Annotated in this window: 29 protein-coding genes; all 29 read right to left on the reverse strand. The window is 41.6% G+C overall.

Annotated features, from left to right (window positions below; genetic code table 11):
* Positions 1-19: 19 nt before the first annotated feature.
* Positions 20-202, reverse strand: a complete 183-nt coding sequence (rpmD, locus tag QM867_RS06450; RefSeq protein WP_000057243.1) for a 50S ribosomal protein L30 — start codon at positions 200-202, stop codon at positions 20-22.
* A gap of 13 nt (positions 203-215) precedes the next feature.
* Positions 216-710, reverse strand: coding sequence for a 30S ribosomal protein S5 (gene rpsE / locus QM867_RS06455; protein WP_000874203.1), 495 nt, complete (start codon positions 708-710; stop codon positions 216-218).
* A gap of 17 nt (positions 711-727) precedes the next feature.
* Positions 728-1,084, reverse strand: coding sequence for a 50S ribosomal protein L18 (rplR, locus tag QM867_RS06460; protein WP_000624044.1), 357 nt, complete (start codon positions 1,082-1,084; stop codon positions 728-730).
* Positions 1,085-1,167: 83 nt separating this feature from the next.
* Positions 1,168-1,704: a 50S ribosomal protein L6 gene (gene rplF, locus QM867_RS06465; RefSeq protein ID WP_000086625.1), complete on the reverse strand. Its 537-nt coding sequence runs from the start codon at positions 1,702-1,704 to the stop codon at positions 1,168-1,170.
* Positions 1,705-1,890: 186 nt separating this feature from the next.
* Positions 1,891-2,289 (reverse strand): 30S ribosomal protein S8, encoded by a 399-nt coding sequence (gene rpsH / locus QM867_RS06470; RefSeq protein WP_000245504.1) that lies wholly within the window; start codon positions 2,287-2,289, stop codon positions 1,891-1,893.
* 284 nt (positions 2,290-2,573) lie between these two features.
* Complete coding sequence (locus QM867_RS06475; RefSeq protein ID WP_001085699.1) at positions 2,574-2,759, reverse strand: type Z 30S ribosomal protein S14; 186 nt, start codon at positions 2,757-2,759, stop codon at positions 2,574-2,576.
* 17 nt (positions 2,760-2,776) lie between these two features.
* The gene (rplE, locus tag QM867_RS06480; protein WP_000013542.1) at positions 2,777-3,319 is read right to left on the reverse strand and encodes a 50S ribosomal protein L5; all 543 of its coding nucleotides are present in this window, start codon (positions 3,317-3,319) and stop codon (positions 2,777-2,779) included.
* A gap of 23 nt (positions 3,320-3,342) precedes the next feature.
* Entirely contained in the window at positions 3,343-3,648 is a 306-nt protein-coding gene (rplX, locus tag QM867_RS06485) for a 50S ribosomal protein L24 (RefSeq protein WP_000497691.1), read from the reverse strand.
* Between the two features lie 83 nt (positions 3,649-3,731).
* Positions 3,732-4,100, reverse strand: coding sequence for a 50S ribosomal protein L14 (rplN, locus tag QM867_RS06490; protein ID WP_000616548.1), 369 nt, complete (start codon positions 4,098-4,100; stop codon positions 3,732-3,734).
* 25 nt (positions 4,101-4,125) lie between these two features.
* A complete protein-coding gene (gene rpsQ / locus QM867_RS06495; protein WP_000440801.1) occupies positions 4,126-4,386 on the reverse strand; it encodes a 30S ribosomal protein S17 in 261 nt (86 codons plus the stop codon).
* 24 nt (positions 4,387-4,410) lie between these two features.
* On the reverse strand, positions 4,411-4,617 hold the full coding sequence (rpmC, locus tag QM867_RS06500) for a 50S ribosomal protein L29 (protein ID WP_000772918.1): 207 nt from the start codon (positions 4,615-4,617) through the stop codon (positions 4,411-4,413).
* 9 nt (positions 4,618-4,626) lie between these two features.
* On the reverse strand, positions 4,627-5,040 hold the full coding sequence (gene rplP, locus QM867_RS06505) for a 50S ribosomal protein L16 (RefSeq protein WP_000960948.1): 414 nt from the start codon (positions 5,038-5,040) through the stop codon (positions 4,627-4,629).
* A gap of 3 nt (positions 5,041-5,043) precedes the next feature.
* A complete protein-coding gene (gene rpsC / locus QM867_RS06510) occupies positions 5,044-5,697 on the reverse strand; it encodes a 30S ribosomal protein S3 (RefSeq protein WP_000529936.1) in 654 nt (217 codons plus the stop codon).
* Between the two features lie 12 nt (positions 5,698-5,709).
* Entirely contained in the window at positions 5,710-6,054 is a 345-nt protein-coding gene (gene rplV, locus QM867_RS06515; protein WP_000818137.1) for a 50S ribosomal protein L22, read from the reverse strand.
* 11 nt (positions 6,055-6,065) lie between these two features.
* Positions 6,066-6,347, reverse strand: coding sequence for a 30S ribosomal protein S19 (rpsS, locus tag QM867_RS06520; protein WP_000533766.1), 282 nt, complete (start codon positions 6,345-6,347; stop codon positions 6,066-6,068).
* A 104-nt stretch (positions 6,348-6,451) separates the two neighbouring features.
* The gene (rplB, locus tag QM867_RS06525; RefSeq protein WP_000512914.1) at positions 6,452-7,285 is read right to left on the reverse strand and encodes a 50S ribosomal protein L2; all 834 of its coding nucleotides are present in this window, start codon (positions 7,283-7,285) and stop codon (positions 6,452-6,454) included.
* Between the two features lie 17 nt (positions 7,286-7,302).
* Positions 7,303-7,599: a 50S ribosomal protein L23 gene (locus QM867_RS06530; protein ID WP_001055347.1), complete on the reverse strand. Its 297-nt coding sequence runs from the start codon at positions 7,597-7,599 to the stop codon at positions 7,303-7,305.
* Entirely contained in the window at positions 7,599-8,222 is a 624-nt protein-coding gene (gene rplD / locus QM867_RS06535; RefSeq protein WP_000024549.1) for a 50S ribosomal protein L4, read from the reverse strand. The genes QM867_RS06530 and rplD overlap by 1 nt, the downstream gene beginning before the upstream one ends.
* Positions 8,223-8,246: 24 nt before the next feature.
* Positions 8,247-8,873: a 50S ribosomal protein L3 gene (gene rplC / locus QM867_RS06540; protein ID WP_000160197.1), complete on the reverse strand. Its 627-nt coding sequence runs from the start codon at positions 8,871-8,873 to the stop codon at positions 8,247-8,249.
* 82 nt (positions 8,874-8,955) lie between these two features.
* Positions 8,956-9,264: a 30S ribosomal protein S10 gene (gene rpsJ, locus QM867_RS06545; protein WP_001284513.1), complete on the reverse strand. Its 309-nt coding sequence runs from the start codon at positions 9,262-9,264 to the stop codon at positions 8,956-8,958.
* A gap of 264 nt (positions 9,265-9,528) precedes the next feature.
* Positions 9,529-10,152 carry a uridine kinase gene (locus QM867_RS06550; protein ID WP_153224688.1) on the reverse strand — a complete coding sequence of 208 codons (624 nt, stop codon included), beginning with the start codon at positions 10,150-10,152 and terminating at the stop codon, positions 9,529-9,531.
* Positions 10,149-10,745 carry an anaerobic ribonucleoside-triphosphate reductase activating protein gene (gene nrdG, locus QM867_RS06555; RefSeq protein WP_075230997.1) on the reverse strand — a complete coding sequence of 199 codons (597 nt, stop codon included), beginning with the start codon at positions 10,743-10,745 and terminating at the stop codon, positions 10,149-10,151. Before nrdG ends, QM867_RS06550 begins: the two co-directional genes overlap by 4 nt.
* Positions 10,746-10,750: 5 nt before the next feature.
* Positions 10,751-11,251: a GNAT family N-acetyltransferase gene (locus tag QM867_RS06560; RefSeq protein ID WP_075230998.1), complete on the reverse strand. Its 501-nt coding sequence runs from the start codon at positions 11,249-11,251 to the stop codon at positions 10,751-10,753.
* Positions 11,252-11,288: 37 nt separating this feature from the next.
* Positions 11,289-11,429, reverse strand: a complete 141-nt coding sequence (locus tag QM867_RS06565) for a hypothetical protein (protein WP_000521609.1) — start codon at positions 11,427-11,429, stop codon at positions 11,289-11,291.
* Between the two features lie 11 nt (positions 11,430-11,440).
* Complete coding sequence (gene nrdD / locus QM867_RS06570; RefSeq protein ID WP_248035747.1) at positions 11,441-13,648, reverse strand: anaerobic ribonucleoside-triphosphate reductase; 2,208 nt, start codon at positions 13,646-13,648, stop codon at positions 11,441-11,443.
* Positions 13,649-13,766: 118 nt separating this feature from the next.
* A complete protein-coding gene (locus QM867_RS06575; protein WP_414276130.1) occupies positions 13,767-15,320 on the reverse strand; it encodes a damage-inducible protein CinA in 1,554 nt (517 codons plus the stop codon).
* A gap of 44 nt (positions 15,321-15,364) precedes the next feature.
* Positions 15,365-15,499: a hypothetical protein gene (locus tag QM867_RS06580; RefSeq protein WP_265586415.1), complete on the reverse strand. Its 135-nt coding sequence runs from the start codon at positions 15,497-15,499 to the stop codon at positions 15,365-15,367.
* 89 nt (positions 15,500-15,588) lie between these two features.
* A complete protein-coding gene (gene mnmG / locus QM867_RS06585) occupies positions 15,589-17,505 on the reverse strand; it encodes a tRNA uridine-5-carboxymethylaminomethyl(34) synthesis enzyme MnmG (protein WP_414276129.1) in 1,917 nt (638 codons plus the stop codon).
* Positions 17,495-17,926, reverse strand: a complete 432-nt coding sequence (locus tag QM867_RS06590; protein WP_049504858.1) for an NUDIX hydrolase — start codon at positions 17,924-17,926, stop codon at positions 17,495-17,497. Before QM867_RS06590 ends, mnmG begins: the two co-directional genes overlap by 11 nt.

The following is a 17,926-nucleotide window of genomic DNA, read 5'->3' on the forward strand; positions in this document are numbered from 1 at the left end:
CACATCCCCTAAAATTTAATTAGTTTACTTCTTCAACTGTTACCAAGTGAGATACTGCAGTAATCATACCACGTACTGCTGGGTTATCTTCTTTAATAACAGAGCTGTTCAATTTGCCAAGTCCAAGTGCTACAACAGTTTTACGTTGTGATGGAATGCGTCCGATTGGAGACTTAGTCAAAGTAATTTTAATTTGAGCCATTTTATCCCCTTTCTTATGCCAAATCAGAAACTGAAATACCACGAAGGGCAGCAACTTCTTCAGCGCGTTTCAATTGTTTCAAACCTTCAACAGTTGCACGAACAATGTTGATTGGAGTATTTGAGCCAAGAGATTTAGATGTAACATCAGCTACACCTGCCAACTCGATAACGGCACGAACAGCACCACCAGCGGCAACCCCAGAACCTTCTACAGCAGGTTTCAACAATACTTTAGCTCCACCGAATTCTGAAATAACTTCGTGTGGGATTGTTGTTCCAACCATAGGAACTTCGATCAAGTTTTTCTTAGCATCTTCTACTGCTTTGCGGATTGCTTCTGGAACTTCTTGAGCTTTACCAGTACCAAATCCTACGCGACCGTTGTGGTCACCAACGACTACAAGAGCTGCAAAACGAAGACGACGTCCACCTTTAACAACTTTAGTAACACGGTTAACAGCAACTACGCGTTCTTCTAATTCAACTGCATTGTCTTTAAATGCCATTTTCTAGTGTCCTCCTATTAGAATTTCAATCCGTTTTCACGAGCTGCATCAGCCAAAGCTTTCACACGTCCGTGATATAGATATCCACCGCGGTCGAACACCACTTCTGAAATACCTTTAGCGTTTGCACGTTCTGCAACGAGTTTACCGACAGCAACGGCTTGTTCAGTTTTTGTTCCTTTTGAAACTTCTTTGTCAAGAGTTGAAGCACTTGCGAGCGTTACACCCGCTACGTCATCAATAACTTGAGCGTAGATGCCTGTATTAGAACGGAATACGTTCAAACGTGGGCGATCAGCAGTTCCAGAGAGTTTTCCGCGAACGCGACGGTGGCGTTTTTGGCGGAGTTTGTTTTTATCTGGTTTAGAAATCACAGTTTTCACCTCTTTAGTTTTAAATCGTGTGCTATGCACAAAGTTGGAAACGATATTGATGGCTGAAAATCAACCACTCAATATTATTTACCTGTTTTACCTTCTTTAAGACGAACATATTCGCCAACGTAACGGATACCTTTACCTTTGTATGGTTCTGGTGAACGAAGGCTACGTACGTAAGCAGCTGTTTGACCAACTACTTCTTTTGAAATTCCGCTAACAACGATTGTTGTTGGGTTTGGAAGTTCAAAAGTAATTCCTTCTGGAGCCTCAACTTCGTCTGGATGTGATTTACCAACAGCCAAAACAAGTTTTGATCCTTGAAGTTGTGCACGGTAACCAACCCCACGCATTTCAAGTTGTTTCTTGAATCCTTCTGATACACCAATAACCATGTTGTTCAAAAGAGCACGAGTAGTTCCGTGGATAGTTTTCATTTCTTTTGAATCGTTTGGACGGTGAAGAGTTACTTCAGTACCTTCCACACGAATTTCAATATCTTTTGAGAACTCACGAGTAAGTTCTCCTTTAGGTCCTTTTACAGTTACAACGTTGTCATTGTTAGTGATTTCAACACCAGCAGGCAACACGATAACTTTATTACCAATACGTGACATGTTTTTATTCTCCTGTTAAATTGTCAGGCCAGAACGGCCAGTTTTCACGGGGTTAAATCGATTTCTCGATTTGAAGGAACATTTAGGTTTCAATTCAAAGTGAATCTAGGCATCGTCTCGCAGACATAACTTTGGGTTAGGCAAGAGACGATAACGACGAGTCACAAAGAAATTGGGAGCTAAATATTACCAAACGTAAGCGATAACCTCACCACCAACGTTCTTTTGGCGTGCTTCTTTATCAGTAAGCAAACCTTCAGAAGTTGAAAGGATAGCAATTCCAAGACCGTTAAGTACTTTTGGAAGGTCTTCACGTTTTTTGTAGACACGAAGTCCTGGTTTAGAAACACGTTTCAAGTTTGTGATAACTTTTTCACCGTTTGGTCCGTATTTAAGGAATACACGGATGATGCCTTGTTTGTCATCTTCGATGATTTCTACGTTCTTAACAAAACCTTCGCGTTTAAGGATTTCTGCAATCCCTTTTTTGATGTTTGATGCAGGTACTTCAAGTACTTCGTGTTTTGCTTGGTTAGCGTTACGAATACGAGTTAGGAAGTCTGCGATTGGGTCAGTCATAACCATTTTATTTTTCTCCTCTTACTAGTAGTTTGCAAGTTGCACTTGCTAGTTAATACATGATACAAAGAGCGTAACAGCAAGAGCAAAAATAGACAATTTGATGCAGGAGCGATGCTCCAAAGCAAATTGATCTTTTTTGCCAAAGCTGTAGCTCGTGTTCAAATTGGCAAGCCCAACTGAACCCGGGCTAAACTCTGTGTGAAAAAGATAAACTTTTCTAGAAACTAAAGTTTCTTCGTCAAGTTTCCTATTTTCACTTGGAGTTTTGACGCCCTTGATATCTTAAATTACCAAGATGCTTTTGTTACACCAGGGATTTGACCTTTATATGCCAATTCACGGAAGCAAACACGGCAAAGTTTAAACTTGCGGTAAACTGAGTGTGGACGTCCACAACGTTCACAGCGAGTGTATGCTTGAGTAGAGAACTTCGCTGGGCGTTTGTTCTTAGCAATCATAGATTTTTTAGCCATTAGTTATACCTCCTATATTATTTTGCAAAAGGCATTCCAAGGCCTGTAAGCAATGCACGTGACTCTTCGTCAGTGTTAGCAGTAGTTACGATAACGATGTCAAGACCACGAGTTTTGTCAACGTCATCAAAGTTGATTTCTGGGAAGATCAATTGTTCTTTCACACCAAGAGTGTAGTTTCCGCGTCCATCAAATGATTTTGTAGGAACACCGTGGAAGTCACGTACACGTGGAAGTGAAACTGAAACCAATTTGTCCAAGAATTCGTACATACGTTCACCACGAAGGGTAACTTTTGCACCGATCGCAACACCTTCACGAAGACGGAAGCCGGCGATTGATTTTTTAGCTTTAGTGATAAGTGGTTTTTGACCTGAGATAAGCGCCAATTCTTCAGCAGCTTTTTCAAGGCTTTTAGCGTTTGATACAGCTTCACCAACACCCATGTTCAAAACGATCTTATCTACTTTAGGCACAGCCATCACTGATGAGTAGTTGAATTGTTCTGTCAAAGCAGGAACTACTTCATTAAGATATTTTTCTTTTAAACGATTTGCCATTATACTTCTCCTTTCCTTCGTGATTAATCAAGCACTTCGCCTGATTTTTTGTTGTAGCGAACTTTTTTACCGTCTACAAATTTGTAACCAACACGACCAGCTACACCGTTTTTGTCCAAAACTTGAACGTTTGATACGTGGATAGCTGCTTCCTTCTCGATGATACCACCTTGAGGAAGTTCGTTAGTTGGACGTTGGTGTTTCTTAACGATATTAACACCTTCAACGATAACTTTGTTTACTTTTGGAAGGGCAGTAAGGACAACAGCTTCTGTTCCCTTATCTTTACCAGCGATTACGCGAACTTTGTCGCCTTTTTTTACAAACATTTTTTTCTCCTTTTATTCTTACGCCCAATGGGCACCCTGGCTAAGCCAGGGGACTGTGTTTGTTTGTTTTTGCTCTGTGAAAATTAAAGTACTTCTGGAGCAAGTGACACGATCTTCATGAAGCCACCTTCACGCAATTCACGTGCAACTGGGCCAAAGATACGTGTTCCGCGAGGAGTTTTGTCTTCACGGATGATAACTGCTGCGTTTTCGTCAAATTTGATGTATGAACCATCAGCACGACGAGCACCTGATTTAGTACGAACGATAACTGCTTTAACAACGTCACCTTTTTTAACCGCACCACCAGGAGTAGCTTGTTTTACAGATGCCACAATAACATCACCGATGTTCGCAAATTTACGTTTAGAACCACCAAGAACTTTGATAGTCAAGATTTCGCGTGCACCGCTGTTGTCTGCGACTTTCAAACGAGTTTCTGTTTGAATCATTTCAGTTTTCTCCTTTCAGGTTTGATTAGATGATAACCGCTTCTTCAACGACTTCTACAAGACGGAAACGTTTTGTAGCTGAAAGCGGACGAGTTTCCATGATACGTACGATATCGCCTTCTTTGGCAACATTGTTTTCATCATGTGCTTTGTATTTTTTAGAGTAGTTAATACGTTTACCATAGACTGGGTGGTTACGTTTTGTTTCAACTACAACTGTGATTGTCTTGTCCATTTTGTCAGATACAACACGTCCAACAAGAACTTTACGATTATTGCGTTCCATTGAAATTTCTCCTTCCCTAGTCTATTATTTCGCTTCAGATTGAACTGTTTTGATACGAGCGATTTGTTTTTTAACTTCTTTCAAGCGAGCTGTTTGTTCTAATTGACCAGTAGCAGCTTGGAAACGAAGTTCAAACAATTCTTTTTTCAATTCGTTTTCGCGCTTCGCGAGTTCTTCTTGAGAAAGACCACGAAGTTCTTTAACAAATTCTTTTACTTCATTAAGTTTCATGCCTTCTCCTTATTCTGCTTCACGTTTTACGAATTTACATTTAACTGGCAATTTGTGGCTTGCAAGACGAAGCGCTTCGCGAGCGATCTCTTCAGAAACACCAGCAACTTCAAACATTACTTTACCACGTTTAACTGGTGCTACCCAACCTTCAGGTGCCCCTTTACCAGATCCCATACGAACCCCGATAGCTTTAGCTGTGTATGATTTGTGTGGGAAGATTTTAATCCAAACTTTACCACCACGTTTCATGTAACGAGTCATGGCGATACGAGCAGCTTCGATTTGGCGGTTAGTGATCCAGTGGCTAGTTGTAGCTTGAAGACCGTATTCACCGAATGCTACTTCTTTTCCACCTTTAGCTTCACCACGCATTTTACCACGGAATTCACGACGGTGTTTAACACGTTTAGGTACTAACATTGGTTATTTACCTCCTTTAGTGTTTTTACGAGCTGGAAGAACTTCACCACGGTAGATCCATACTTTAACACCAAGTTTACCGTATGTAGTGTCTGCTTCTTCCCAAGCGTAATCGATATCTGCACGAAGTGTGTGAAGTGGAACAGTTCCTTCAGAGTATCCTTCAGCACGGGCGATATCTGCACCGTTCAAACGACCTGATACTTGAGTTTTGATTCCTTTAGCTCCAGCACGCATAGCACGTTGGATTGCTTGTTTTTGTGCACGACGGAAAGCAACACGTTGCTCCAATTGACGAGCAATTCCTTCACCAACAAGGTGAGCATCCAAATCAGGTTGTTTGATTTCGATGATGTTGATGTGTACTTGTTTTCCAGTCAATTTGTTAAGTTTAGCACGGAGTGCATCAACGTTAGCACCACCTTTACCGATAACCATACCTGGTTTAGCAGTGTGAAGTGAAACGTTAACTTTGTTTACTGCGCGTTCAATTTCAATAGTTGAAACAGCTGCGTCAGCAAGTTCTTTTTGAACGAATTTACGGATTGCAAGATCTTCATGAAGGTAATCCGCGTATTCTTTTTCAGCATACCATTTGGCATCCCAATCACGGATGATGCCGACACGCATACCAATTGGATGTACTTTTTGACCCACGATTTTACCTCCTTATTTTTCTGCAACAGCTACAGTGATGTGAGCTGTACGTTTGTTGATTGGTGAAGCTGAACCTTTCGCACGTGGACGGAAACGTTTCATAGTTGGTCCTTCGTTTGCGAATGCTTCAGATACTACCAAGTTAGCTTTATCCAAACCAAAGTTGTTTTCAGCGTTAGCTACAGCTGAGTTCAAAACTTTCAAGATGATTTCAGCAGCTTTGTTTGGAGTGAATGTCAAAATTGCGATTGCATCGGCTACGCTTTTACCACGGATGTTGTCAAGAACAAGACGTGATTTACGAGGTGAAACACGTACTGTGCGAGCCATTGCTTTAGCTGAAGTAATTTCTGCCATTTATGTTCTCCTTATTTTCTACGTGTCTTCTTGTCGTCTGCGGCGTGACCTTTGTAAGTACGAGTTGGTGCAAATTCACCAAGTTTGTGACCTACCATGTCTTCTTGGATGTAAACAGGTACGTGTTTACGTCCATCATAAACTGCGATTGTGTAACCAATGAAACTTGGGAAGATCGTTGAACGACGTGACCAAGTTTTGATAACTTTTTTCTTTTCGTCGTTAGCTTGAGCTTCAACTTTTTTCATCAAATGCTCATCGACGAAAGGTCCTTTTTTAAGACTGCGTCCCATTTTTATATTTTCTCCTTTAAATTTTGTACCACAGCGGCTTGCGCTCACAAGGAGCGCTACCGAGCTGGCGGAATTTCCTAGTTGCTTAAGCGACTAGTTTTAAATTATTTCTCGTTGCGACGACGAACGATAAGTTTGTCAGATTTCGCTTTCTTATTACGAGTTTTAAGACCAAGAGCAGGTTTGCCCCATGGAGTAGATGGTGCTTTACGACCAACTGGTGCTTTACCTTCACCACCACCGTGTGGGTGATCGTTAGGGTTCATTACAGAACCACGAACTGTTGGGCGGATACCTTTCCAGCGGCTACGTCCTGCTTTACCAAGGTTTACAAGTCCATGTTGTTCGTTTCCGACAACACCAACTGTAGCACGACAAGTTCCAAGAATCATACGAACTTCGCCTGATTGAAGACGAACAAGAACGTATTTACCTTCTTGTCCCAATACTTGAGCAGAAGCTCCAGCAGCACGAACCAATTCACCACCACGACCTGGTTTCAACTCAATGTTGTGGACCAAAGTACCAACTGGGATATTAGCAAGTGGAAGAGCGTTACCTACTTTGATATCTGCTTCAGGACCTGAAACGATACGTTGACCAACTTCAAGACCTTTTGGAGCGATGATGTATGCTTTCACACCGTCAGTGTAGTGTACAAGAGCGATGTTTGCAGAACGGTTTGGATCGTACTCGATAGTTTTAACAACTGCTTCAACGTTATCTTTGTTACGTTTAAAGTCAACCAAACGGTAGAAACGTTTGTGTCCACCACCTTGGTGACGAACTGTGATACGACCGTTGTTGTTACGACCAGCCTTGTTCTTCAAAGCAACAAGCAAAGTTTTTTCAGGTGTGCTTGTTGTGATTTCAGCGAAATCCAAAGAAGTCATATTACGGCGACCGTTTGTTGTTGGTTTATAAACACGAATTCCCACGATATTTCCTCCTTAGATTATTCAGCTTCAGCAGCAAACAACTCGATTGCTTTTGAATCAGCTGTAAGTGTGATGATAGCTTTTTTAGTTTTGTTAGTAAAACCAGTGTAACGTCCAACACGTTTAGCTTTAGGTTTTACGTTGATTGTGTTAACATTTGCAACTTTAACACCTTCGAAAGCAGCTTCAACAGCTTGCTTGATCAAAAGTTTGTGAGCACGAGTGTCAACTTCAAATACATATTTTCCTGCTTCAAGTTGAGCCATTGAGCTTTCAGTGATAACAGGTTTTTTGATAACATCATACAAATTCATTATGCAAGAACCTCCTCGATTTTAGAGATAGCTGCTTGAGTAACAAGAAGTTTGTCACTATTTGCGATGTCAAGAACACTTGCAGTTGTAGCAGTCGCAACTTTCACGTTTGGAAGGTTACGAGCTGAAAGAGCTGCGAATTCGTTTCCTTCTTCAAGAATAACAAGGACTTTAGAATCGATGCTCAAAGCTGCAAGAACTTTTGCAAATTCAGCAGTTTTTGGAGCTGTAAATTCAAGAGAATCAACGGCTACAAATTTGTTTTCAGCAACTTTTTCTGAGTAAACAGATTTAAGTGCAAGGCGACGAACTTTTTGAGGAAGTTTGTACGCATAGCTACGTGGAGTTGGTCCGAAGACAATTCCACCACCACGCCATTGTGGAGAGCGGATAGAACCTTGACGAGCACGTCCAGTTCCTTTTTGACGCCATGGTTTGCGTCCGCCACCTGAAACGGCTGAACGGTTTTTAACAGCGTGAGTTCCTTGACGAAGGCTAGCACGTTGGCTGATGATGACATCAAACACAACAGATTGGTTTGGTTCGATACCAAAGATTGCATCGTTAAGAACAACTTCGCCCGCTTGTTTACCAGTTTGGTCGAATAATGTTACATTTGCCATTTTGACTGTATTCCCCTTTCCTTATTATTTACCAGCTTTAACTGCTGATTTGATAGTGATAAGAGATTTCTTAGCACCTGGTACGTTACCTTTGATAAGGATAACGTTCTTTTCTGGAACAACTTGTACAACTTCAAGGTTTTGAATTGTTACACGGTCGCCACCCATACGTCCTGCAAGGTTTTTACCTTTGAATACGCGGTTAGGTGCAACAGGTCCCATAGAACCTGGACGACGGTGGTAACGAGAACCGTGAGCCATAGGTCCACGTGATTGTCCGTGGCGTTTGATAACACCTTGGAAACCTTTACCTTTAGAAGTGCCAGTTACGTCAACAACATCTCCAGCTGCGAAAGTTTCAACTGTGATTTCAGCACCAACTTCCAAGCCTTCAACGTTTTTGAATTCACGAATGAAGCGCTTAGGAGCCGTGTTAGCTTTTGCTACATGTCCTTTAGCAGGTTTGTTGCTCAATACTTCGCGTTTGTCATCGAAACCAACTTGGATAGCGTTGTATCCGTCTGTTTCAACAGTTTTAACTTGAAGAACAACGTTTGGAGTTGCTTCAATAACTGTTACAGGGATCAATTCGCCAGCTTCAGTGAAGATTTGAGTCATTCCCACTTTTTTCCCTAAGATTCCTTTTGTCATGAGAAAATAGTTCCTTTTCTATATTTTTTATTCAAAAAGTTTTTAACGAGCGTTTTTTATGCTCAAGTTATCAAGCTTTAAATTAAAGTTTGATTTCTACGTTTACACCACTTGGAAGATCCAATTTCATCAAAGCGTCAACTGTTTTTTGAGTTGGGTTAACGATATCGATCAAACGTTTGTGTGTACGCATTTCAAATTGTTCGCGAGAGTCTTTGTATTTGTGAGTCGCACGAATGATTGTGTAGAGGCTACGCTCAGTTGGAAGTGGGATTGGACCCGCAACTTGTGCACCTGTACGAGTAGCTGATTCTACGATTTTTGCAGCCGCTGTGTCAAGCGTACGGTGTTCGTAAGCTTTCAAACGGATACGGATTTTTTTGTTTGCCATCTTTTTCTCCTTTTCGTCTATTTAAGATAATAGGCTAGCTCCACAAGAAAACCGACGCGCGTTGCGTGGCAATGCAACCGAGCGTGTCGCAACCTCTTGCATCAAAGCTAAGGCTGTAATTTACAGCACCATAATAGAATAACACAAAGCCCCTGCGATTGCAAGGGATTTGACAGGTTTTTTTAAATTTTTTAGATGAAACTGTTTTCTTATTCCATTTTAATAAATTTTCATATTTAAGTGCTAGATTATCTGTCTTTTCTTCTATATAATGTTAGTTTTAATTTGAAATTTATCATCTGATTGATCTACCAAGATATCAGCTCTTGACTCGGTTTCTTTATAGTATTGTAGATACTGCTCTCGTCTCATCTGCTGACTAGCCAATATAATGGATGCATCGCCATTTCTCACAGTCGTATCTCGAGCTAGACGTCTCTTTAATTCGGTCTCCTCATCTGTGTAGAAACAAATGGTTTTGTCAAAGAGTTCCTTGGGTAGAAAACCCACAGACATCCCTTCGACTATCAGAATTGGTTTTGCTCCAGATAAGATCTCGCTAGCCTTCCAAGGTTCCTCAATTGTCAAGATGTCCATACCCGCTTGCAGAGCAAGAATATCTCTTTGTAAACTTGCCAGCTCATGCGCTACCGGTAAACATGCTGTCACCTTTTGGTCTGGTGTCTCTTTAGGTACTACTAAATGTCGTCCCGAAGTAATATAGGGATCTGTCTCTAGTAAATTTACCTTTTCAGCATCCAATATTTGGTACAATTCTTGAGCAAAAGTTGATTTTCCTGAAGCGCCGTGACCGTAGATACCCAGCGTTTTTACTTTTCCCGACTCTATTTCTGATACTAGTCTTTCTATTAATTCTTTTTTCTTCATTCTCTCTTCACCTGTTCATAGCTTTCTTTTCCATCGTTAAGCTTGTCCCAAATGACTACCTTTCCACTTTGGAGAGACTTTTGTACATCGATAATTCGTTGATTGGAAGAGCCGCGGAATTGAAGCATAAGATTTCTCTTGCTCCGATCATAGCGACCATCGACCAGGATATCAATCATAGATAAAAGCTCTAGCTTATCTGGAGTTTCCAGCATCATTTCTTCCCAAGTGTAGCCTGTCCAAGACCAGATGTCTTTTTCTGGCAATTCCTTTCGAATGCGTTTTACAAGGGGCAAAAGAATACCTGTATTGAGGAATGGCTCTCCTCCTAGCAAAGTCAATCCTTGAACATAGGGCTGGGCTAAGTCTGCCATGATTTGTTCTTCCAATTCTGGCGTATAAGGAATTCCTGCATTGAAAGACCAGGTCGCTACATTGTAACAGCCCTCACAGTGAAACATGCAGCCGGCTACATAGAGAGAATTGCGCACCCCTTCTCCATCCACAAAGTTAAAAGCCTTATAGTCAATGATACGCCCTTGACTAAGCTCCTCACTCTTCCACTCGCCTGGTTTTGGTGTATTCCATGTCATGCTTTCTACTCCAACTCTATCCAATAGCGCTCCGTTCCATTTCGAACATCCTCCAACTCTCCACCATTAGCTAAGATAACAGCTCGGCTTGCTGGATTTTCCGCGCTACAATTCACCAGAGCACGATGGATGTTCTTTTCTTTAGCCACTTGTAGACCTTGACGGAGAGCTTCCTTGGCATATCCTTTGCCTCTTTCGGAAGGGCGGATAGAATAGCCAATATGGCCAGCATAATTCAGTAAACCCTCATTCAGTCTCAACCGTAAATTTAAAAAACCTAAAGCATGGCCTGATTCATCAAACAATACGAACTGAATTGATGGAACGCGATTTTCCAGCAATCCTATTCCCATTTCTTTATTATGGCTAGTTTCCAACCACTTTTCATAGTCAAAGTTCTCAGTATCCCAAAATCCTCCATTGTGGGCTGATTGAGTCTGCTCAAACTCTGACATCATCTCTAAAATTGTTTCTTTATCTGCCAATCTTGGTCTGCGTAATATCATCTTTACCTCCAACTAAGAGAAAAGCGAGAGCGGACTCTCACTTTTTCTTATTCTTATTTAAAAATTGCTCTCTTAGGCTAGCCACTCGGTCTTTTTTATTGCCTCCACCTTTTGAATGTTTCTCGTGGAACCGTTGAACCAAGGCCTTGCCCTTATCATCTAATTGATATTTTCCCATGCTATCTCTTTCTAACTTCTTACTTCATGTCCTGCTGTTTTGATAGTAGAACCGTTCATGTGTTTGACACGCGCAGCAATTTCCTTGTGACGACCATTAACCATCGGACGAGCTTGTGGATTCCCAAGATAACCACAGGTTCGTTTAACCACGTCTACTGTTTTAGGATCGTTGTTCCCACAGTTAGGACAAGCAAATCCTCTCTCTGTCGGCTCAAAATCTCCTTCAAAATCACACTTGTAACAGCGGTCAATTGGAGTATTGGTTCCGAGATAACCTACACGGTCATAAGCATAATCCCAAACAGCTTCCAAGGCCTTTGGATTTTGTTGAAGAACTGGATACTCGCAGTAGTGGATAAAGCCGCCTGATGCACCCGCTTCTGGGTAGACTTTCTCAAAGTCCAATTTTTCAAATGGTGTTGGATTTTTGCGAACATCATAATGGAAGGAATTTGTGTAGTATTCTTTATCTGTAATATCTGGAATAGAACCAAATTTCTCAGCATCTAAACGGCAGAATCGGTCCGTCAGACTTTCAGACGGTGTTGAATAAATAGAGAAGTGATACCCATATTGGTCTGACCACTCTTCCACTCGATGTTTCATATCTCGAATGATATCAAGAGTGAATTCTTTAGCTTCTGGATTGGTTTCCCAATTGTTTCCAAAGAATACTGTCGCTACTTCATAAAGTCCAATGTAGCCAAGCGAAACAGTAGCACGACGGTTCTTAAAGAGCTCGTCGACACTTTCTTCTTTACCAAGACGACGGCCAAAAGCTCCGTATTGATAAAGGATAGGCGCATTAGCTGGAGTGGCTTCCTTGGTTCGCTCCACACGGTAAACCAGTGCATCTTCAGCGATATTCATACGCTCATTGAAGATTTCCCAGAACTTGTTCAGGTCGCCTTCAGACTCGAGGGCGATACGAGGAAGATTGACTGTTACCACACCTAGGTTCATACGACCAGAATTGACTTCTACTCCATTTTCATCCTTCCATCCTTGAAGGAATGAACGACACCCCATCGGAACCTTGAAAGAACCTGTCAACTCAATAATCTTATCATAAGACAAGACATCTGGATACATGCGCTTAGTTGCACACTCAAGGGCCAACTGCTTGATATCGTAGTTAGGAGAACCTTCCTCCAGATTAAGTCCTCTTTTAAGAGTGAAGATCAATTTAGGGAAGATAGCTGTACGGTGTTCTGAACCAAGCCCCTTGATACGAATGTTTAAAATTGCCTTTTGAATTTCGCGTTCAAAACGATTGGTTCCTAGACCGAAACCAAGGGAAGTAAAGGGTGTTTGTCCATTTGATGTAAAGAGGGTATTAATCTCGTACTCTAGAGATTGCATGGCATCATAGATGTCTTTTTGGGTTTTCTTCCAAGCATATTCTTCGCGCTTATCAGGTAGCACCCATTCTTCCGCATCCTTGAGGTGTTTTTGGTAATTTTTTTCTGCATAAGGAGCCAAGACTTCATCAATACGGTCTGCTGAACAGCCTCCATACTGACTTGATGCAACGTTGGCGATGATTTGCGATATCTGAGCAGTCGCAGTCTGAATAGACTTAGGACTCTCTACCTCAGCATTCCCAATCTTAAAACCATTTTCCAACATACCCTTAAAATCAATCAGACAGCAGTTGGTCATCGGAGTGTAAGGGCTATAGTCCAAATCGTGATAGTGGATATCCCCTTTTTGGTGGGCATTAGCCACATGCTTAGGAAGCATTTGAAGACCGATTGATTTCCCAACAATTCCTGCCGTCAAATCACGCTGGGTATTAAAAACATCACTATCTTTATTAGCATTCTCATTGACAACTGCCTGGTCTTTGTTGAGAAGTTTATGGATACTGAAGTTGATATCTGTTGCTTTTGAGCGCTCAAAATCCCTTTGAGTTCGATAAGTGATATATTCCTCTGCCAAGGCATATTCTTTAGCTTCCAATAACTCATGTTCTACGATATTTTGGATTTCATAGATTTTTACACCTTGAGGAAAGCGACTATGAATCTCTTCTACAATACGTTCAACTAGAGTATTAAGACGCTTTTCGACCAAGGGGGTTATATCCATGACTTTTTCCGCAGCCTTATGCAAGGCTTTGTCAATCTTATCTACATCAAAAATGACGCGTCTACCGTCACGCTTTTCGACGAATAAGGTTAGATCAGGGTTTGTTTTCTCTTCCAATACAATCATATCCAGGCTCTTTTCTAAAAGTAGTATCTAAAAAATATTATATCACTAAAAAAATAAAAATCAATATCTAGTATTAAAATTCCTATTTTCATAAAAATTATACTAGATATTGATTATTTTATTTTAATTTGTAAAGTTTAAAGTCTTTGAATTCACTTTGAACTGGTTGATAACTTTCTGCTAGAAGCTGTTCTACTTCCGTCCAGAGAGCTATTTTAGTATTGACCACAATCACTTTAGGCTGATTATCACGTAAATCATTGACAAGCTTGCTTCGATTTGCATCAAGGCCAGTATATAATTTTGGTGATAGGAACTGACTGGCTGCTAAACGTTCACTAGTCTTATAACCATTAGTAAAATCATCCCATATATAAATACGATCTGTTGCCTGCGTTTGCCCTTTAACCGTAGTTTCTATGCGAGTTCGTTCTTGATATTGTTCTGGGTGAAGGACATAGCGCGCTACTAAAGGGGCCAAGAATAGGTAAGCAAGGGCCAGGATAGGCAAGTAGGCATTTCCTTTGAGGAAGATTGCCCATATTGAAGGAACTTCTCGATGTCTTCTACGGCGATTGGCTCCTTCTAATTCCCCAGTTCGAATGTGAGTCAATAGAAAAATGGACAAGAAAGGAAGAAAAGTAGCTAGACGACTACCGTGAATCGGTTCTGTAGAGAAAATTTCCAATCCTAGTAACGATAAGATAGCTACTGAAGCAAAAATAGATAAGACGTATTGCTTGCTTGGTTTAGACTGGAAAAGCCCTGTAAATACGAATCTTAATCCTCCAAGACCAATTGTTAACAATCCATAAAAAAGGAGGTTGTCTAGCAAGGCTGGATTGGACATAAACTTCAAACTATCTACTGGATAGAGAATTTGACTAATAGCATTCCCGAAACTCCCATTATAAGCCGTATAGTAACCAATTGGATAAAAGAAAAGTGAGAACCCAAGACCAGCTGCAAAAAATTGATAGAGCCCATGAACTAAGCGACCACGCCCAATATTAAAGGCTAACAATGCAAAGAATAAGACTAGAGCATATAGAGCTGTAACTAGAGGGGCAAAAAAGAATGCTAGAGCCAAGCTAATCCCAACACGCACGAAACCTTTGTCATGATTATACTCTACCAAATACCTTGTTACTAAACTAAGAGCGTAAAACAGGAATGGAAGGGCCAAAATGGTGGCATAACCACCGCCAAAGCTAAGTCCTCCAACAAGAAGATAAAAGATGGTCAACACTTGTTGCGACTGCTTGTTCTCCTCCGTCAAGGTATAAGTTGAACGGAAAAGAAAAATCCCAGCACCCACTAGAGCAAGCCAAGTAAAGGCTGCAAACAAAATACTACCCTTGCTTAGATACTGTAAAAAGTAATAGAGAAGACCACTCGTTCCAAAATAGTCTGTGTAGATATCTCCCCCCTGGTGCATCGCCCATCCCATATAAAAATCTTGTGCCTGTTCTGGGCTAGTTAGTCCTAGCAAGAAAGGAAGAACTACAGATACAAGTACAACTAAAGTGCTCCAGATTAGGATCTTAAATAATGGTAAGGGAGCAAATGAACTTGGTTCATCCTCGAAGCGCTCCTCTCTCCCAACTAAATCATCCTGAATTCCCGTCCAAGATGGAGTTGGTTCCTCTTCTAATCTGCCATATACGTTCATTCATTCTCTCCTATGTTTTAATTTGTTCTAGTATATCAAAAAGTCTAAAGCTTGTCAGCCTGTGGTGGCCATTTGTCTAACTTTTGACAGAGACTAGTGAAGCGCTCAATCTCATAAAAACGATGATAGGAAGCATTTTTATAGTGATCTAAAAAATTTTTTTCTTCTACCGTCAGCATAATCATTCCTCCTTTTCTCTTTATTCGAAAATAGAGGACGATTCTATCAAAAAAGCTGAATTCCTAAAAGAGAATTCAGCACTTTGTCTTTAGTCAGCCTTTTTTTCTAGATTTTTTGAAATACTTCGATTTTTACCTTCTAGATACACCATGAGAATGGAAATATCTGCTGGGTTAACTCCAGAAATACGGCTGGCTTGACCGATGGTTTCTGGATTAATGAGTTTGAACTTCTGGCGAGCCTCAGTCGCGATAGAGTCAATGTCATCCCAGTCGATGTTGGCTGGAATGCGTTTTTCTTCCATGCGTTTCATCTTGGCAACCTGATCCATGGCTTTTGAGATGTATCCTTCGTACTTGATTTCCGTTTCAATCAATTCGATAATTTTGTCATCCAATTCTTCAGCAGCAGGTCCGATGAAGGCAACCACATCTTGGTAAGAGACTTCTGGACGACGGAGGAACTCCTTGGCAGTGACTGCATCAGTCAATGGTTTGAATCCCATCGCTTCGACCTTGGCATTGGTTTCCTTGACTGGCTTGAGTTTGATACTGTCTAGGCGTTTCATCTCATTGTCAAATTGATTTTTCTTGATTTCAAAGCGAGCCCAGCGTTCATCATCCACAAGCCCAATCTCGCGTCCCATCTCGGTCAAACGCATATCAGCATTGTCATGACGGAGGATGAGGCGGTATTCAGCACGACTGGTCAAGAGACGATAAGGTTCAATGGTTCCCTTGGTCACCAAGTCATCAATCATGACTCCGATATAACCGTCACTGCGTTTCAAAATCAACTCAGGCTTGCCTTGGATTTTCAGAGCCGCGTTGATACCCGCGATAATCCCTTGGCCAGCTGCTTCTTCGTAACCTGACGTTCCATTGGTCTGACCAGCAGTGAAAAGACCTGAGATTTTCTTGGTTTCCAGAGTCGCACGCAACTGATGAGGCAAGACCATATCGTACTCAATGGCATAACCTGTTCGCATCATCTCTGCATTTTCCAAACCTTTTATAGAATGAACAAGTTCACGTTGCACATCTTCAGGCAGACTGGTTGAAAGTCCTTGAACATAGACTTCCTCAGTATTGCGCCCTTCTGGTTCCAGGAAGAGTTGGTGACGTTCCTTGTCTGCAAAGCGCACAATCTTGTCCTCAATCGATGGGCAGTAACGAGGTCCCACTCCCTTGACCACACCTGTAAACATAGGCGCACGGTGGAGGTTGTTTTGGATAATTTCATGACTGGTACCATTGGTATAGGTCAACCAGCATGGCACCTGATCCTTGACATAGTCCTCATCACGTGAAGTATAAGAGAAGTGATTAGGCGCTTCGTCTCCTGGCTGGATTTCTGTCACATCGTAGTTGATAGAGGAAGCCTTGACACGTGGAGGCGTCCCTGTCTTGAAACGACCGATTTCGAGACCAAGTTCCTTGAGATTGTCAGCAAGGTTAATCGAAGCTAGGCTGTGGTTTGGACCTGATGAGTACTTGAGGTCTCCGATGATGATTTCCCCACGGAGGGCAGTCCCTGTGGTCACAATAACAGCCTTGGCAGCATATTCTTGATGGGTCGCTGTACGCACACCGACAACCTTGCCATCTTCCACCAAAATCTCATCAATCATAGTTTGACGTAGGGTTAGATTTTCTTGGTTTTCAACTGTCTTGCGCATTTCCTTAGAGTAAAGCTCCTTGTCAGCTTGCGCACGAAGGGCACGAACAGCTGGCCCCTTCCCTGTGTTGAGCATCTTCATCTGGATGTAAGTCTTGTCAATGGTCTTGGCCATTTCACCACCGAGAGCGTCGACTTCACGCACGACAATCCCCTTGGCAGAACCACCGATAGAGGGATTACATGGCATGAAAGCCAACATTTCAATGTTAATAGTCGCAAGCAAAACCTTGCAACCCATGCGGCTTGCAGCTAGGGATGCTTCCACCCCTGCATGCCCCGCTCCGATTACAATAATATCGTATTCTTCTATAAAATTATAAGTCATTTCTTAACCTTTCAAAAATTTCTCGCAAATAAGGAACTAACTTCTCCTCCTCTAGAGCTTGATCCATAGTAACCCATTTAAAGTGCGTATGCTCTTCAGGATCTAATCTGATAATTGGCTTCTCCCCAACCCACTCTGCTTTATAAACTAAGCGAGTAAAGACAGTATCCTTAGAGGTATCCAGTTGACTATCTTCGTGAAGAAGTTTGAGCGAACTGCTATCTAGCCTAACTCCCGCTTCTTCAATACATTCTCTAAGAGCTCCATCTCGCGGAAGTTCACCCTTTTCAACCCCACCACCAGGAATATCCCAGTAAGTTGGATAAACGTTGGGTTGTCCTCTTTTAATTTCCGAACGCTGAATGAGCAAATAATCACCACCACTATGAACAAGCACATGGGCAATAAGCTTAACCATCAT

The organism is Streptococcus infantis (assembly GCF_047463635.1).
Classification (GTDB): Bacteria; Bacillota; Bacilli; order Lactobacillales; family Streptococcaceae; genus Streptococcus; species Streptococcus infantis_W.

What these genes read in the sequence shown, in the direction of transcription:
- rplE (WP_000013542.1), bottom strand. Translation starts at nt 3,319, where the DNA reads ATGGCAAATCGTTTAAAAGAAAAATATCTTAATGAAGTAGTTCCTGCT.
- rplP (WP_000960948.1), bottom strand. Translation starts at nt 5,040, where the DNA reads ATGTTAGTACCTAAACGTGTTAAACACCGTCGTGAATTCCGTGGTAAA.
- nrdD (WP_248035747.1), bottom strand. Translation starts at nt 13,648, where the DNA reads ATGATTGTATTGGAAGAGAAAACAAACCCTGATCTAACCTTATTCGTC.
- rpsE (WP_000874203.1), bottom strand. Translation starts at nt 710, where the DNA reads ATGGCATTTAAAGACAATGCAGTTGAATTAGAAGAACGCGTAGTTGCT.
- rplD (WP_000024549.1), bottom strand. Translation starts at nt 8,222, where the DNA reads ATGGCAAATGTAACATTATTCGACCAAACTGGTAAACAAGCGGGCGAA.
- QM867_RS06550 (WP_153224688.1), bottom strand. Translation starts at nt 10,152, where the DNA reads ATGAAGAAAAAAGAATTAATAGAAAGACTAGTATCAGAAATAGAGTCG.
- rpsS (WP_000533766.1), bottom strand. Translation starts at nt 6,347, where the DNA reads ATGGGACGCAGTCTTAAAAAAGGACCTTTCGTCGATGAGCATTTGATG.
- QM867_RS06590 (WP_049504858.1), bottom strand. Translation starts at nt 17,926, where the DNA reads ATGATGGTTAAGCTTATTGCCCATGTGCTTGTTCATAGTGGTGGTGAT.
- rplX (WP_000497691.1), bottom strand. Translation starts at nt 3,648, where the DNA reads ATGTTTGTAAAAAAAGGCGACAAAGTTCGCGTAATCGCTGGTAAAGAT.
- rpmC (WP_000772918.1), bottom strand. Translation starts at nt 4,617, where the DNA reads ATGAAACTTAATGAAGTAAAAGAATTTGTTAAAGAACTTCGTGGTCTT.
- QM867_RS06560 (WP_075230998.1), bottom strand. Translation starts at nt 11,251, where the DNA reads ATGATATTACGCAGACCAAGATTGGCAGATAAAGAAACAATTTTAGAG.
- nrdG (WP_075230997.1), bottom strand. Translation starts at nt 10,745, where the DNA reads ATGACATGGAATACACCAAAACCAGGCGAGTGGAAGAGTGAGGAGCTT.
- rplV (WP_000818137.1), bottom strand. Translation starts at nt 6,054, where the DNA reads ATGGCAGAAATTACTTCAGCTAAAGCAATGGCTCGCACAGTACGTGTT.
- mnmG (WP_414276129.1), bottom strand. Translation starts at nt 17,505, where the DNA reads ATGACTTATAATTTTATAGAAGAATACGATATTATTGTAATCGGAGCG.
- rpmD (WP_000057243.1), bottom strand. Translation starts at nt 202, where the DNA reads ATGGCTCAAATTAAAATTACTTTGACTAAGTCTCCAATCGGACGCATT.
- QM867_RS06475 (WP_001085699.1), bottom strand. Translation starts at nt 2,759, where the DNA reads ATGGCTAAAAAATCTATGATTGCTAAGAACAAACGCCCAGCGAAGTTC.
- QM867_RS06565 (WP_000521609.1), bottom strand. Translation starts at nt 11,429, where the DNA reads ATGGGAAAATATCAATTAGATGATAAGGGCAAGGCCTTGGTTCAACGG.
- rplN (WP_000616548.1), bottom strand. Translation starts at nt 4,100, where the DNA reads ATGATTCAAACAGAAACTCGTTTGAAAGTCGCAGACAACAGCGGTGCA.
- rplC (WP_000160197.1), bottom strand. Translation starts at nt 8,873, where the DNA reads ATGACAAAAGGAATCTTAGGGAAAAAAGTGGGAATGACTCAAATCTTC.
- QM867_RS06575 (WP_414276130.1), bottom strand. Translation starts at nt 15,320, where the DNA reads ATGAACGTATATGGCAGATTAGAAGAGGAACCAACTCCATCTTGGACG.
- rpsQ (WP_000440801.1), bottom strand. Translation starts at nt 4,386, where the DNA reads ATGGAACGCAATAATCGTAAAGTTCTTGTTGGACGTGTTGTATCTGAC.
- QM867_RS06530 (WP_001055347.1), bottom strand. Translation starts at nt 7,599, where the DNA reads ATGAATTTGTATGATGTTATCAAAAAACCTGTTATCACTGAAAGCTCA.
- rpsH (WP_000245504.1), bottom strand. Translation starts at nt 2,289, where the DNA reads ATGGTTATGACTGACCCAATCGCAGACTTCCTAACTCGTATTCGTAAC.
- QM867_RS06580 (WP_265586415.1), bottom strand. Translation starts at nt 15,499, where the DNA reads ATGCTGACGGTAGAAGAAAAAAATTTTTTAGATCACTATAAAAATGCT.
- rplF (WP_000086625.1), bottom strand. Translation starts at nt 1,704, where the DNA reads ATGTCACGTATTGGTAATAAAGTTATCGTGTTGCCTGCTGGTGTTGAA.
- rpsJ (WP_001284513.1), bottom strand. Translation starts at nt 9,264, where the DNA reads ATGGCAAACAAAAAAATCCGTATCCGTTTGAAAGCTTACGAACACCGT.